This is a genomic window from Hydrogenibacillus sp. N12 (assembly GCF_019645935.1).
Lineage (GTDB): Bacteria > Bacillota > Bacilli > Thermicanales > DSM-22653 > Hydrogenibacillus > Hydrogenibacillus schlegelii.
In genome coordinates this window covers 384,296-399,045 of the sequence record NZ_CP080953.1, presented here as the reverse complement: position 1 = coordinate 399,045, position 14,750 = coordinate 384,296, and the positions used below count along the sequence as shown (strand labels likewise).

General features: G+C 67.8%; 13 protein-coding genes. 2 read left to right on the top strand and 11 right to left on the bottom strand.

Features of this window, described 5'->3' with window-relative positions:
* Positions 1-2: 2 nt before the first annotated feature.
* From rlmD to gatC, 4 genes are read right to left on the bottom strand one after another with little or no spacing between them, the layout of a single operon-like run.
* Complete coding sequence (gene rlmD / locus K2M58_RS01805) at positions 3-1,391, bottom strand: 23S rRNA (uracil(1939)-C(5))-methyltransferase RlmD (protein ID WP_252393502.1); 1,389 nt, start codon at positions 1,389-1,391, stop codon at positions 3-5.
* A 4-nt stretch (positions 1,392-1,395) separates the two neighbouring features.
* Positions 1,396-2,841 (bottom strand): Asp-tRNA(Asn)/Glu-tRNA(Gln) amidotransferase subunit GatB, encoded by a 1,446-nt coding sequence (gene gatB / locus K2M58_RS01800; protein ID WP_220678041.1) that lies wholly within the window; start codon positions 2,839-2,841, stop codon positions 1,396-1,398.
* A gap of 13 nt (positions 2,842-2,854) precedes the next feature.
* A complete protein-coding gene (gene gatA, locus K2M58_RS01795; protein ID WP_220678040.1) occupies positions 2,855-4,324 on the bottom strand; it encodes an Asp-tRNA(Asn)/Glu-tRNA(Gln) amidotransferase subunit GatA in 1,470 nt (489 codons plus the stop codon).
* A 12-nt stretch (positions 4,325-4,336) separates the two neighbouring features.
* Entirely contained in the window at positions 4,337-4,633 is a 297-nt protein-coding gene (gene gatC, locus K2M58_RS01790; protein WP_220678039.1) for an Asp-tRNA(Asn)/Glu-tRNA(Gln) amidotransferase subunit GatC, read from the bottom strand.
* Positions 4,634-4,816: 183 nt separating this feature from the next.
* On the opposite strand from gatC, the gene K2M58_RS01785 reads away from it, so the two are divergent.
* Together K2M58_RS01785 and K2M58_RS01780 are read left to right on the top strand one after the other, a co-directional pair.
* A complete protein-coding gene (locus K2M58_RS01785) occupies positions 4,817-5,980 on the top strand; it encodes an MGDG synthase family glycosyltransferase (protein WP_220678038.1) in 1,164 nt (387 codons plus the stop codon).
* A 117-nt stretch (positions 5,981-6,097) separates the two neighbouring features.
* Complete coding sequence (locus K2M58_RS01780; protein WP_220678037.1) at positions 6,098-7,003, top strand: AEC family transporter; 906 nt, start codon at positions 6,098-6,100, stop codon at positions 7,001-7,003.
* Between the two features lie 68 nt (positions 7,004-7,071).
* Here K2M58_RS01780 and K2M58_RS01775 read toward each other — a convergent pair whose 3' ends face one another.
* The 7 genes from K2M58_RS01775 to K2M58_RS01745 form a co-directional block, all read right to left on the bottom strand.
* On the bottom strand, positions 7,072-8,106 hold the full coding sequence (locus tag K2M58_RS01775) for an ornithine cyclodeaminase family protein (protein ID WP_252393569.1): 1,035 nt from the start codon (positions 8,104-8,106) through the stop codon (positions 7,072-7,074).
* A 5-nt stretch (positions 8,107-8,111) separates the two neighbouring features.
* Positions 8,112-9,416 carry an MFS transporter gene (locus tag K2M58_RS01770; protein ID WP_252393501.1) on the bottom strand — a complete coding sequence of 435 codons (1,305 nt, stop codon included), beginning with the start codon at positions 9,414-9,416 and terminating at the stop codon, positions 8,112-8,114.
* A 126-nt stretch (positions 9,417-9,542) separates the two neighbouring features.
* Complete coding sequence (gene pruA, locus K2M58_RS01765; protein WP_220678034.1) at positions 9,543-11,090, bottom strand: L-glutamate gamma-semialdehyde dehydrogenase; 1,548 nt, start codon at positions 11,088-11,090, stop codon at positions 9,543-9,545.
* Positions 11,091-11,356: 266 nt separating this feature from the next.
* Positions 11,357-12,280 carry a proline dehydrogenase family protein gene (locus K2M58_RS01760; protein WP_220678033.1) on the bottom strand — a complete coding sequence of 308 codons (924 nt, stop codon included), beginning with the start codon at positions 12,278-12,280 and terminating at the stop codon, positions 11,357-11,359.
* A complete protein-coding gene (locus tag K2M58_RS01755; protein WP_220678032.1) occupies positions 12,277-13,008 on the bottom strand; it encodes an ABC transporter ATP-binding protein in 732 nt (243 codons plus the stop codon). Before K2M58_RS01755 ends, K2M58_RS01760 begins: the two co-directional genes overlap by 4 nt.
* Complete coding sequence (locus K2M58_RS01750) at positions 13,005-13,775, bottom strand: ABC transporter ATP-binding protein (RefSeq protein WP_220678031.1); 771 nt, start codon at positions 13,773-13,775, stop codon at positions 13,005-13,007. The genes K2M58_RS01755 and K2M58_RS01750 overlap by 4 nt, the downstream gene beginning before the upstream one ends.
* The gene (locus K2M58_RS01745; RefSeq protein ID WP_220678030.1) at positions 13,772-14,749 is read right to left on the bottom strand and encodes a branched-chain amino acid ABC transporter permease; all 978 of its coding nucleotides are present in this window, start codon (positions 14,747-14,749) and stop codon (positions 13,772-13,774) included. The genes K2M58_RS01750 and K2M58_RS01745 overlap by 4 nt, the downstream gene beginning before the upstream one ends.
* Position 14,750: the final 1 nt, after the last annotated feature.

Here is a 14,750-nt window from a genome sequence, read left to right as displayed (position 1 = left end):
TTTCACATAACGTTCACATCTCGTTCGAAAAGGGCGACCGTCTCCACGTGGACCGTCTGGGGAAAGAGATCGACGGGTCGGGCGGCGGCGAGACGAAGCCCTCCGGCGGCAAAGAGGCGGGCGTCCCGGGCGAGGGTGCTTGGATTGCAGGAGACGTAGACGAGACGCCGGGGCCGGAGGCGGAGGATCGCGTCGACCGCCTTCGGATCGAGTCCCTTCCGCGGCGGGTCGACGACGACGGCGTCCACGGTCTTTCCTTCCTCGGCAAAGCGGGTGAGGAGGTCTTCGGCCGCGCCGGCGAGGAAGCGGGCGTTTTCGATGCCGTTTCGCCGGGCGTTTTCCTCGGCGTCCCGGACCGCCTCCGGCACCGCCTCGAGGCCGATCACCTCCGCCGCCTTGCGGGCGAGGACGAGGGCGATCGTCCCGACGCCGGCGTAGGCGTCGATCACCGTCTCCCGCCCCGTCAACCCGGCCATCTCTTCCACGATCCGGTACAGCGCCTCCGTCTGCTCCGGGTTGACCTGAAAGAACGACCGGGCCGAGATGCGGAAGCGAACGCCGAGGAGGGTCTCCTCGATCGTCTCCCGGCCGGCGATCACCCGGCTCTCCTCGCCGAGGATGACGTTCGTGCGGCGGGAGTTGATGTTTTGCACGACCGAGACGACCGAAGGCACCGCCCGCCGGACGGCGGTGGCGAGCCGCCGGGCGCCGGGGAGATGCGGCCCGTTCGTCACGACGACCAGCATCGCCTCGCCCGTCCGGGCGGTCCGGACGACGAGGTGCCGGATGAGCCCCTCATGATGCACCTCGTTGTACGGCGGAAGGGAGAGGGCGCGGATCGCGTCCCGGGCGGCGCGGAGGGCGGCCATCCCGGATGAGTCCTCCAGGAGGCAGTCGTCGATCGGGACGAGGGTGTGGGTTTTCCGGGCGTAGTAGCCCATCTCCGTCCGCCGGCCGAAGCGCCGGACGGCGAGCTGGGCCTTGTTCCGGTACCGCCACGGCTCCCGCATGCCGATGATCGGAAGCACCGGCGGGTCGATAAAGCCGCCGAGGCGCCGGAGGGCGTCCCGAACGGCGTTTTCCTTGAAGGCGAGCTGCGCGGCGTACGTCATGGGCTGGAGCTGGCAGCCGCCGCAGCGGCCGTAGACCGGACACGGCGGCGCGACCCGCTCCGGCGATGCCCGGACGATCCGGGCGAGGCGGGCAACGGCGTAGGACGCCCTCACCGCCTCGACGACGATCTCGACCGTCTCGCCGGGGAGCGCCCCCGGGACGAAGACGGCAAACCCGTCCGGTCGGGCGATCCCCTGGGCGTCATGCGTCAGACCGACAATCTCCACCGTCCGCCGCTCGCCGGCCCGAAGCGGCGGGCGGCGGATGCCTTCCGCCACCGCCTCAGGCCCCTCCTGCGCTCCGCCGGGCCTCGAGGGCTTTTTTGAGGAGGTCGTTCGCAAGCCCCGGGTTCGCCTTCCCTTTCGTCTCTCTCATCACCTGGCCGACGAGGTGGCCGAGGGCTTTTTCCTTTCCGGCGAGGTAGTCGGCGACGGACTTCGGGTTCGCCTCGAGCACCCGCTCCACGACCGCCTCGAGGAGGGCGGCGTCCTGGATCTGGGCCAGGCCCTTCTCCCGAACGAGCGCCTCGGGATCGGCGCCCGTCGCGATGACCTCCGGAAAGATTTCCTTGGCGATCCGGCCGCTGATGGTGCCGTCTTCGATGAGGCGGACGAGGCGGGAAAGGTGCGCCGGCGTCATCGGCACCTCATCGATGGATTTTTGCTCTTTGTTCAGGTAGCCGAGGACTTCGACCATCATCCAGTTGGCGATCGCCTTGACGTCGCCGCCGTGGGCGACGGCCGCCTCGAAAAAGTCGCCGACGGCCTTCTCCTGGGTGAGCACCCGGGCGTCGTACGGCGAGAGGCCGAGTTCCTCGACGTAGCGCTTCCGGCGGGCGTCCGGAAGTTCCGGCAGGCTCTCCCGGATCTCCTCGATCCACGCCTCCGGGATGGTGAAGGCGACGAGGTCCGGGTCGGGAAAGTAGCGGTAGTCCGCCGACGTCTCTTTCGCCCGCATGCCGACCGTCACACGGCGGGCTTCGTCGTAGCGGCGGGTCTCCTGGACGATCGTCCCGCCCTGGGCGAGCACTTCCACCTGCCGGGCCGCCTCGTACTCGATCGCCCGCTCGACGCTTCCGATCGAGTTCATGTTTTTGATCTCCGTCTTCGTGCCGAAGCGGGTCTCGCCGACCGGCCGGACGGAGACGTTGGCGTCGCACCGGAGCGAGCCTTCTTCCATCCGGACGTCGGAAACGCCGGCGTAGGCGAGGATCGCCCGGAGCTCGGTGAGAAATGCCGCCGCCTCCTTGCCGGAGCGGATGTCCGGCGCGGTGACGATCTCGATGAGCGGCACGCCGCCGCGGTTGAAGTCGACAAAGGTGCCTCCCGGCGTGTGGATGAGCTTGCCGGCGTCTTCTTCCAGGTGCAGCCGCTCGATGCGGATGCGCTTTTTTTCACCGTCGACTTCGATGTCGACGTAGCCGTTTCGGCCGAGAGGGCGGTCGTACTGGCTCACCTGGTACGCTTTCGGCAGGTCGGGGTAAAAGTAATGTTTCCGATCGAACTTCGTCTCCCGGGTGATCTCGCAGTTTAGGGCGAGGGCCGCTTTCAGCGCGAGGGCGACCGCTTCTTCGTTCAACATCGGAAGCGTCCCGGGATAGGCGAGGCAGATCGGGCACGTGTTGGCGTTCGGCTCGTCGCCGAAGTCGGTGCGGCAGCCGCAAAAAAGCTTTGTCTTCGTCGCCAGCTCGACGTGAACTTCAAGCCCGACGACCGTCTCGTAGGCCACCTTCGTCCCCTCCTCACAGCGCCGGGCGGCGGCGGTGGTGCTCCGTCGCCGCCTGATACGCGTAGGCCGCCTGCAGCACGAGGGCGTCTTCGGCGACGTCGCCGACGAGCTGCAGGCCGATCGGTAGCCCCGCCGCGGAAAAGCCCGCCGGAACGCTCACCGCCGGAAGCCCCGCCAGGTTGGCCGGGGTCGTCAACCGGTCGCTCTGATACATCGCCACCGGGTCGGAAAGCCGCTCCGACAGAGGAAAAGCCGGCGTCGGCGCCGTCGGTCCGGCGACGAGGTCGTAATCGGCAAACACCCGTTCGAAATCCTGCCGGATGAGCGTCCGAACCTTCTGCGCCCGGACGTACATGTCTTCGTAACGGCCGGCGGAGAGAAAGTACGTCCCGAGGAGCACCCGCCGCTTCACTTCCCGGCCAAATCCCCGCGCGCGGGTTTCGGCATAAAGGGCCGCCAGATCCCGGGCATCGGAAAACCGCCGGCCGTAGCGGAGGCCGTCGAAGCGGGCGAGGTTCGACGCCGCTTCGCCCATCGTCAGGATGGTATACGCCGCTTCGGCATACGCTAAATGGGGCATATCGACCGGCTCGACGACCGCCCCCAGCCCCTCCAGCACCCGGAGCGCCTCTTCCGTCCGGGCCCGAACTTCCGAATCCAGGCCGGCAAGCCAGAGGGTCGGCACAGCGATCTTGAGCCCCCGGATGTCCCGGCCGAGGGTCGGCGCGACCGGTTCCCGATCCCGGGGAAGCGACGTCGTGTCGCTCGGATGGAAGCCGTGCAAAGCGTCATAGACGATCGCCGCCTCCTCGACCGTCCGGGCGAGGACGCCGACGGTGTCGAACGACGAGGCGAAGGCGACGACGCCGGTCCGGGGGATGCGGCCGTACGTCGGCTTGAAGCCGACGATGCCGGTGAAGGCCGCCGGCTGACGGATCGAGCCGCCGGAGTCGGTGCCGATGGCGTACCAGACTTCCCGGGAGGCGACCGCCGCCGCCGAGCCGCCGCTCGAGCCGCCGGGAACGCGGGAAGGGTCCCACGGATTTTTCGTCGTCCGGTAGGCGGACGTCTCCGTCGACCCGCCCATGGCAAACTCGTCCAGGTTCGCCTTGCCGACGATCACGCCGTCGGCATCGAGGAGCCGTTCGGTGACGACGGCATCGTCCGGCGGCAAAAAGCCCTCCAGCATCCGGCTTCCGGCGGTCATCGGCATTCCGACGACGGCGATGTTGTCCTTCACCGCGCCCGGAATGCCGTACAGCGCCCCGAGCGCCTCGCCGCGGCGGCGTTTTTCCAAAAGAGCCGCCGCCCGCCGGCGGGCCGCTTCCGGATCGAGGGCGATGAAACTCCCGATCTCCCCTTCGACCGCTTCGATGCGCCCCAAGGCCGCATCCAGCACCATCTCCGGCGACAGCTCCCCGGCTTCAAGGCGCCGGCGGAGTTCCGGAATGGACGCCTCCAACAGTTCGCCGTAGCCTGCCATGGCCACCCCTCCTCAGTCCCCGAGCACGCGCGGCACGCGGAACGTTCCGCCTTCGGCTTCCGGCGCCCGAGCGAGGAGCGCCTCGCGGTCGTGGCGCCGCACGGGCTCGTCTTCCCGCATGAACAGCTGAAGCGGCACCGGGTGGACCGTCGGTTCGACGCCGTCGACGTCTACCGCCCGTAGGACGTCGACAAAATCGAGGATGTCCTCCAGCTCTTTCCCGACGGATTCCCGTTCTTCGTCGGTCAGGGCGATCGCCGCCGCCTCGGCGATCTTCTGGACCGTCCCCTCGGTGAGGCGTTTGGCCATCGTCGTCCCCCCTCGCTAACATCCGAATGATACCAGAATGCCCCGCCGGGAGCAAAAGCGGCGCCGGAGGAGCGGATCAGGGAAACGATGGAAATCCCTCTGGCAAAAAAAAGGCGAATGAAGTAAGATCGAAACGAACGGCATTTCAACGGCGCATCGCGATCCCGAAGGAGGGTTTGCGCGATGAGCGAACCAAGAACGCTTCGACCGAACATCCTGATCGTGACGGAAGCGACCCTCGGGATGGGGCACACCCGGGCGGCGGAAGCGCTCCGGGACGCCTTTTTGACGGAGGCGCCGGACGCTGTCGTCCGGGTGACGACCGCCCTCGTCCCTCAGGCCGAAGCGCTCTTCAACCGCCTGTACGGCCAGACCCTCGCCCGGATGCCCCACCTCTGGGGCGCCGCCTACGCCAGCGAACGCTGGACGAGCACCCTGGCCAAGCGGGCCTTTGGCGTTTCGGGGCTGTCCCGGGCAAAGGAGCTGTTCGACGCCTTTCGCCCGGACCTCGTCATCTCGACCCACGCCCTGAGCGTCCCGCCCTTCGCCCGGCTGAAGCGGCGGCGGCCGTTTACCCTCGCCGTCGCCATCACCGACTTCGACGCCAACGGTTTTTGGATCAACCGCCGGGTCGATCATTACTTCGTCGCCCATCCCGACGTCGCCCGGACGATCGCCGCCCGCTACCGACTGGACGTCGGCCGTTTTCAGGCAACGGGCATCCCGATCGACCCGCGCTTTGCCGACCCGACGCTTCCCGAGCGGGCCCGGGCGCTCCGCGCCGCCCTTGGGCTCGGTCCGGCGGAGCCCCTCGTCCTCCTCATGGGCGGCGGCGAAGGCCTGCTGGACATGCCGACCGTGCTGAAGGCCCTCGACCGGCGTCCGGAGCCGTTCGCCGTCGCCGCCGTCTCCGGGCGGAACGCCGCCCTGCGGGAAGCGCTGGAGGCCCTGCGGCCGCACCTTTCCCACCGCTTGATCGTCACCGGCTGGATCACCGAGACGGCAACGTGGCTTTCCGCCGCCGACGTCGTCGTGACCAAGCCCGGGGGGCTCACGCTGTCGGAGCTGTTTGCCCTCGGGAAGGCGGCGGTTCTCCTGCAGCCGATCCCCGGCCAGGAGACGAGAAACGTCCACTTCGTCGAACGGCACGGCGCCGCTACCGTGGTGGGCGACGCCGAGGAGGCGGCCCGAACGGTGGGCGCCCTCCTCGGCGATCCGGACCGGCGGGCGGCGCTCGAGGCGGCGGCCCGGCGCCTCGGCCACCCGGAGGCCGCCCGGACGATCGCCCGAACGCTCCTTGAGACGTTGACGAACGGCGCCCGAACGCCGGAGGCGGTCGTGCGCTAGGGCGGCCCGGCATCGGGGCGGCCGCCAGGCATGGCGGGATAAAGCGGGATCATGCAGAATACAAAATGGATGAAAATCGCGGAAGGTCCCGGAGGAGAATCGAGGGGATAAGCGCCGATGCTTCAGCTCTTCTGGAACGTCGTCCTGCCGGTCCTCGTCATCGTCGCCGCCGGCTACGCCTATCGTCGGACGTACGCCGTCGACACGGTCGCCCTCGCTCGCTTTTCGTCGCAGCTTTTAAGCCCCTTCCTCATCTTCGCGTATCTCGCCAAGAGCCCGATTCCGGCCGATCTCGCCGGCGCCATGGCGCTGGCGCTTCTTCTTTTTACGGCCATGCTTGCCGCGCTTACGGTCGCCCTCTTCCGGCTGTTTCGCCTTCAGGCGCTCCTTCGGCCGGCGCTCATGACGACGCTCTTTCCGAACACCGGCAACTACGGCCTCCCGCTCATCCTGTTCGCCTACGGCGACGGGGCGTTTTCGCTGGCGGTTTTCGTCGTCGTGCTCAATTTTATCCTGATGTACACCGTCGGCATCGCCCTCGCCGCCGGGCGGGGGACGTCCTGGCCGGCGACGATCCGCCAGATCCTCACGCTTCCGACGACCGTCGCCACCGGGCTCGGACTCATTTTCGGCCTTTTTCACCTGCCGCTCCCCGACGCGCTGTACCAGCCGATCCGCCTCGTCGGCGACGCCATGGTGCCGGTGGCACTCCTCATTCTCGGCATGCAGCTCGCCGAGGCCCGGCCGGCGGCCTACGCCCGGGCGACGGCGCTGGCGAGTGCGATCCGCCTCGTCCTCTCGCCGGTCGTCATGGCCGCCGTCGTCTTCGCGCTCGGCCTTTCTCCCCTTCCGGCCAAGGTACTCATCGTCCAAAACGCCACGTCGGCGGCCGTCATCATGACGATGATGGCCGCCGAATACCGGGTTCAGCCCGATTACGTCGCCTCGGTGACGCTCGTGACGACGCTCCTCAGCTTCTTTTCCCTCACCGCGGTGCTCTATGCCGTCGAGCTCGTCTTCTAGAAGCCGGACCGACCCCATGCCGAACTCGCCCGCGAACGCCGTTCCACAACGGGCCGTTGAGAACCTCTCTACCGTTCGGCCTCCGCTCCTTCGACAAGGGCGGCAGCGACCGCCACGTCGAGCCATCCGACGCCGACCGATTTCATCACCACCAGCGCCTCCTCCGACACCCTTCCCGGTTTTTCCCGGGAAATGACGTCGGCGAGCTCGCCCGTAAGCCGCGACCAGTCCCACATTCCCGTGCGCACGGCCTGGATGAGATCGCCGGCTTCTGCCCTCGCGCCCGCCTCCGTATCGACAAAGACCGAATCGGCCCGAGCGACGACCTCCGGCGCCAGTTCCGCCCGATCGGGCGTATGGCTGCCGATGGCGATGATCGTCTGTCCGGGGCGGACCATGTCGGCGCTGAGTAACGGCTCCGTCGCGCTCGTCGCGGTGACGATAACGTCGGCGGCAGGCGCCCCTTCGGAGAGGCGGTCGACGACGGCGATCGCGGTGCCGAGGTCCCGGACCCGCGGCTCCCGTTCCAGCCGGGCCCGCAAAGCCTCGGCCTTTTCCCGGGTTCGGTTGAACAGATAAAGGACGTCCAACGAAAGCGCCTCCAGAAGCCCCCGCGCCTGATCGAAAGCCTGCGCCCCGGCGCCGACGAGAAGCGCCGTCCTGGCCGTGGCCGGGGCGAGGTGGCGGGCAGCGACGCCGGTGAGCGCCCCGGTGCGAAACGCCGTGAGGGCATCGCCGTCCAGAACGGCGACGAGCGCGCCCGAATCGAGGGAAAAGACGAGGACCGCGCCCTGAATCGCCGGCGCGTTTCGACGGGGGTTGTCGGGGTAGACGGTGAGCGCCTTGACCGCGGCATAGGGCGAAGGCAGGCGGCGGGGCGTCGTCCGCCCGCTGTCCTCCGCGTTCCCCCGGTCGCCGGCCGCGACCGGATCGATCGCCGCCGGCATGACGAGAAGCGTCCCGCCCGCCGGAAGCGGCATCGCCATCAGCCGGGGCGCCCGGGCGACCCCGCGGGCCCGGGCCAAGAAGGCCGCTTCGACCGCGGCCATCGCCTCGGCCATCGACAGGCGTTCGCGGATCGTCGGGCCGTCGATCACGCGCATCGCCCTCACCCGTCCAGCTCCCGGCCGCGCGCCTCCCGGGCGAAGGCGACGGCGACGAGGGAGATGAGCGCCGTCAGCATGAGGTAGAACGCGAGCGGCACGGAGCTTTGGTCGAACGCCCTAAGGAGCGCCGTGGCGATGAGGGGCGCCGTTCCGCCGGCGAGCGATGCCCCGAGTTGGTAACCGAGGGAGACGCCGGTGTAGCGCACCTCCGTGCTGAAGTTTTCTGCAAAGAGCGTCCCGAGGACCGCCGTGACCGGCGCCCAGAGGATGCCGAGCCCGAGCACCGTCGCCAGCATCAGCGCCCACCCTTGTCTGAGATCGAGCAGCCAGAAGTACGGGAACGCGTACAGCATGAGGAGCACGGCCCCGGCGACGTACAGCTTCCTTCGCCCGACGCGATCGGACAGCGCCCCCATAAGGGGGATGAGGACGGTCGCGACCAGCGTCGCCAGCGAGACGGCATTGAGCACCGCCCGCCGATCCATCTCGAGCGTGCCCGTCGCGTAGGAGACGATGAACGTCGAAAAAAGATAAAACGGCGCCGTCTCCACGACCTTCGCTCCCGTCGTGACGAGGACCGCCTTTCCGTGGCGGCGGAAGGTTTCGACCACCGGCAGGCGGACGGTCCGCCCGGCGCCGAGGGCTTTTTTGAAGCTCGGCGTCTCGTCCAAGCCGGTGCGAATCCAGAGGCCGAAGGCGATCAAAGCGAGACTCAAAAGAAACGGCACCCGCCAGCCCCACGACATGAACGCTTCATCCGGCAACAGAGATAGAAGCGACAACGACAGCGTCCCAAGCAGCATGCCGATGGTGACGCCGATCTGGGGAATGCTGCCGAAAAATCCTCGCCGGTCTTTCGGCGCGTACTCGACGGCCAGAAGGAGCGCCCCGCCCCACTCTCCGCCGAGGCCAAGCCCCTGGATGAGGCGCAGCGCGACAAGGAGCGCCGGCGCCCAGATGCCGATCGCCTCATAATCCGGCAAAACGCCCATGAGCGCCGTCGCCCCGCCCATCAGCGACAAGGTGAGGACGAGCGTCCGCTTGCGGCCGTGCCGATCGCCGAAGTGGCTGAACAAAATGCCGCCCAAGGGCCGCATGAAAAACGACAGCGCAAAGGCCGAATAGGCGATCATGAGGCCAACGAACGGGTCTTCGCTCGGGAAAAACCGCTTGTTGAAGACGAGGCCGGCGACCGTCCCGTACAAAAAGTAGTCGTACCACTCGATGGCGCTCCCGACGAGACTGGCGAGCAAGACTTTTCGTTCGACGGAAGATACAGGAACCGATGTCGTCTCCTCCCGAGCCACGGCGGCTCCCCCCTTAGCGAAAACAAAATATTTTCGTGAACAAAGCGCCGAAAAAGTCCCGCGGTCGGGGAACGCCCATCGGGGAGCGCCCCGGCCGCGGGAGACGCCGTCCCGCATGCTCGCCGGTTAGAGCACTTCCGAAGACGACTTGAGCTGCATGAAGAGACCGAGGTAGTCCGGGCCGCCGGTCTTCGCGTTCGTCCCGGACATGTTGAAGCCGCCGAACGGATGCACGCCGACGATGGCGCCGGTGCACTTCCGGTTGAAGTAGAGGTTGCCGACGTGGAATTCCTTGCGGGCTTTTTCGATGCGGGCCCGGTCTTTCGAATAGACGGAACCGGTCAGGCCGTAGATCGTGTCGTTGGCGATCTCGAGGGCGTGGTCGAAATCCCGCGCCCGGATGAAGGCGAGCACCGGCCCGAAGATCTCCTCCTGGGCAATCCGGCCCTTCGGGTCGACGTCGGCGAAGATCGTCGGCTTGACGTACCAGCCCGTCGTCGGATCGCCTTCGCCCCCGAGGACGAGGCGCCCTTCCCGCTTGCCGATCTCGATGTACGAGAGGACCTTTTCGTAGGCGCCCTGATCGATGAGGGGCCCGATGACGTTCGTCGGATCGACGGGATCGCCCTGCTTGAGGGCCTTCGTCTTTTCGATGACCAGCTCGAGGACTTTGTCGTAGACGGCGTCGACGACGATGGCCCGGGAGCAGGCGGAACACTTCTGCCCCTGGAAGCCGAAGGCGGACGTGACGATGCCCTGGGCCGCCGCTTCCAGGTCGGCCGTCTCGTCGACGATGATGGCGTCCTTCCCGCCCATCTCGGTGACGACCCGTTTCAGCCACTTCTGCCCGGGCTGCACCTTGGCCGCCCGCTCGTAGATGCGGACGCCGACCTCGAGGGAGCCGGTGAAGCTCACAAAGCGCGTTTTCGGATGATCGACGAGGAAGTCGCCGATCTCGCTCCCGCTTCCCGGGAGGAAGTTCACCACGCCGTCCGGGACCCCGGCTTCCCGGAGGATTTCGAAGAGCTTGTAGGCGACGATCGGCGTGTTCGACGCCGGCTTCAAGATGACAGCGTTCCCGGCGACGAAGGCGCCGGAGGTCATGCCGGTGAGGATCGCCACCGGAAAGTTCCACGGCGGGATGATGATGCCGACGCCGAGGGGGATGTACTCGAGGACGGAGTCCTCCCCGGGGAGCGGATAAAGCGGCTGCGGCCGGCTGTAGCGCTCCATCTCCCGGCCGTAGTACTCGAGGAAATCGATGGCCTCGGCGGTGTCGGCGTCGGCCTCGACCCAGCTTTTCCCCGCCTCCTTGACGATCCACGCGGAGATCTCGTGCTTCCGCCGCCGGAGGATGGCCGCCGCCTTGTAGAGGGTGCGGGCCCGCTCGACGCCGGGGATGCGGGACCACGTCTCAAACGCCTTCCACGCCGCCTCTAGGGCCATCTCGGCGTGCTCCCGGGTCGCCTTGGAGCTCCGACCGATCACCTGGCGGTGGTTCGCCGGGTTGGTGGAGACGATCTCATCGTCGGTGTAGATCTCCTTTCCGCCGATGACGAGCGGCGTCTTGAGCCCGAGCTCCGACTCGACCTTGGCGAGGGCCGCCCGAAACGCTTCGGCGTTCTCCGGCCGGCTGAAATCGGTGAGCGGCTCCGGGCGGAAGATCTGCATCATCGGGCATCGCTCCTTTCACCGGATGATCTTCTATCGAAACGCCGCGGCGGCCCGCCGCCCGGCGTTCCGGTCCAAGGCGAAGACGCCGTCGCTTTGGCCGCCGACCGATCCGACCGAAGCGAACGGCCCGCCGGCGTATCTCTTCCACCGGAAAACCCCCGCCCCGAAGGAGGATCCCTCCGACGGAGGCGTTCGCCCGCCGAGATCGGCGCCGGATCGGTCGGCAGGGCGAACGCGGATCAAGATCCTGAAGCGGCCAAACAGCGTCAGCGGGCAAACAGCGAGCGGAGGACGAACCAGGCGTTTTCCGGCCGCTCCGCGAGGCGCCGCATCGTGTAGCCGTACCAGTCGATGCCGTACGGCACGTACACGCGGGCGGTGTAGCCTTCCCGGGCGAGGCGCTCGAGGAGCGATTCCTTGATGCCGTAGAGCATCTGGAATTCAAACCGCTCCCGCGGGATGCCCGCCTCCCGGACGTAGGCCTTCACCCTCTCGATCAACCGCTCGTCGTGGGTGGCGACGGCGGCATAGCCGCCGGCCGAAAGGTGCCGCGCAACGAGGCGGAAATAGTTCTCGTCGACGTCGGCCTTGTTCGGATAGGCGACGCTCGGCGGCTCCTTATACGCCCCCTTGACGAAGCGAATGTTCGGCCGGTCGGGAAGGAGTGCCTCGAGGTCGTCGGCGCTCTTGTAGAGGTACGCCTGCATGGCGATGCCGATCGTCTCCGGCCCGAACTCGTCCAGAAGGGCGCGAAAGAGGCGAAAGGTCGCTTCGTTCCGGGCGTAGTCTTCGATGTCGATGCGGACGAAGCGGCCGCGCCGCTTCGCCTCGCTCAGGATGCGGCGCATGTGGGCGTGGGCGAGCGCCTCGTCGACGTCGAGGCCGAGCTGGGTGAGCTTGACCGAGAGGTAAGCATCGACGCCGGCGCGGTCCATCGCCCGGAGCGCCTCGATCGCCGCCGCGGCCGCCGCCTCGGCTTCCGCCCGGGAAGTGACGAACTCGCCGAGGTGGTCGACCGTCGCCTTGATGCCCCGGTCGTTGAAGGCCTTGACCCGCACCATCGCCTCTTCCACCGTCTCGCCGGCGACAAAGCGCCGGGCGCCGAGGCGAAGCCCGTACCGCCGAGCAAGGCGGTTGGCGAGGCGGCTTTTCGAAAGATAGAGAAATGTGTTCTGCATGAACGTGCTCATCGGCGTCCCTCCGCCTGGGCAAGATAGGCGTCCACCACGCGAGGGTCGCTCGCCAGCACTTCGGACGGCCCCTCCAGCACCTTTTTGCCGAGCTCCAGAACGACCGCCCGGTGGGCCAGGGCGAGGGCCGCTTTGGCGTTTTGCTCGACGATGAGGATGGCCGTCCCTCGGCCGTTGATCGCCCGCAAGGTTCGGAAGATGTCCTGCACGACGATCGGCGCGAGCCCCATCGACGGCTCGTCGAGGAGAAGGAGCCGCGGCCGGCTCATGAGCCCCCGGGCGATGGCGAGCATCTGCTGCTCGCCGCCGGAGAGCGTCCCCGCCGGCTGGTGCAGCCGTTCTTTGAGGCGCGGAAAGAGCTCGAAGACGAACGCCAGCGTCTCCCGAAGAAAAGCCCGATCCTTCCGCTGCGTAAACCCGCCGAGCTCCAGATTTTCCAGCACCGAAAGCGGACCGAACACCTGCCGTCCCTCAGGGACGTGCACGATGCCTCGACCGACCAGAGCGTGGGGCGAAAGGCCGGTGACGTCTTCGCCGGCGAAGCGGATCCGGCCCCCGGCCGGCCGGACGAGGCCGGACAGGGCCCGGAGCGTTGACGTCTTGCCGGCGCCGTTGGCGCCGAGGAGGGCGACGATCTCGCCGTCGCCGACGGCGAGATCGAGGGCCCGCACCGCCGTCACCGGGCCGTAGGCGACCGTGAGGGATTCGACGCGAAGGAGCGCCGTCATCCGACCGCCTCCTCCCCGAGGTACGCCTCGACGACCTTGGGATGCCGGAGGACGTCCGCCGGCGGCCCTTCGGCGATTTTCTCGCCGTAGCTTAAGGCGACGACGTGCTCCGAGACATTCGCCACGAGGCGCATGTCGTGTTCGATGAGGATGACGCCGATTTCGAGCTCGTCCCGGATGCGGCGGATGAGGTCGGCGAGGGCGGCCTTTTCCGCCGGGTTGAGCCCTGCCGCCGGCTCGTCGAGGAGCAGCAGTTTCGGCTGAAGCGCGATCGCCCGGGCGATTTCCAAAAGCCGCCGATGACCGTACGGCAGCGCCCCGGCGGGCCGGTCGGCGACGTCCTGAAGGCCGACGAAAGCGAGGGCCCGACGCGCCTCCTCCCGGGCCCACGCTTCCTCCCGGCGCATGCCTGGCGTCCGGAAAAGGGCGGCGAACACGCCGGAGCGGGTCCGGGGATGGAGGGCGCTCAGGACGTTTTCCAGGACCGAAAGCGTTTTGAACAGCCGGATGTTCTGAAACGTCCGGGCGAGGCCCCGGCGGGCGACGGCGCTCGGCGGAAGGCCGGTGATCCGCTCGCCGGCAAAGCGGATCTCGCCGGCGGTCGGACGGTAAAACCCGGTGATCAGGTTGAAGAGGGACGTCTTCCCGGCGCCGTTCGGCCCGATGAAGCTCGCGATCGTCCCGGCGGGGACGGCGAACGAAAGATCGCGGATGACCTCAAGCCCGCCGAAGCGGAGCGAGAGCCGTTCCACTTCAAGGAGCATCACCGCCCGTCGCCTCCATTCAGCGCCGCCTGACCGCCCTGAGGCATCTTGCGCCGGCCGGCCGGCCAGAGCCCTTCCGGCCGGAAGTGCATCATCGCGATGAGGAGCGCGCCGAAAAGAAAATACCGCCAGCTGGCGAATTCTCGCATGGCCTCCGGCAGGAGGACAATGAGAAACGCCCCGAGCACCACCCCCGGCAGACGGCCGAGGCCGCCCAGGATGACCGCCAGCAGGATGAGGACCGACTGCATAAAACCGAAGCTTTCCGGCGCGATGGCCGTCATCCGGACGGCGAACACCGTCCCGGCGAGGCCGCCCACGACGGCGCCGACGACGAAGGCGAGCAGCTTGTAACGGAACGGATCGATGCCCATCGCCGCCGCCGCGTCTTCGTCTTCCCGAATGTACTTCCACGCCCGGCCGACGCGGGAATGTTCGAGCCGCCGCATCGCGAGGTACGTGACGATCGCGAGGATGAGAAGGAGATAGTAAAAATCTTGCTGCGTCTTCAGCGCATGGCCGAACACGATCGGCCTCGGGATGCCGTAGATGCCCGACGCCGAGCCGGTCAGGGTGAGGTTCTTGGCCGTGATGCGGATGATCTCCCCGAAGCCGAGGGTGACGATGGCGAGGTAGTCGCTCCGAAGCCGGAGGGCCGGCGCGCCGATGACGACGCCCGAGAGTGCGGCGAGGGCGGCCGCCGCCGGCACCGTCCAGAGGAACGGCACGTGATAGACGGTCGTGAGGATGCCGGTCGTGTAGGCGCCGATGGCGAAAAAGGCGGCATAGCCGAGGTCCAAAAGCCCGGCGAAGCCGACGACGACGTTGAGGCCGAGGGCGAGGATGACGTAGAAAAAGGCCGAGGTGAACACGTCCAGCCAGTAGTTGGACGCCACCCGCGGAAAGAGGAACAGGGCGAGAAGAAGCCCCGCCGTCGCCCCCTGAGCGGCCCGCGCCCGAAACGAAGTCGCCGCCATC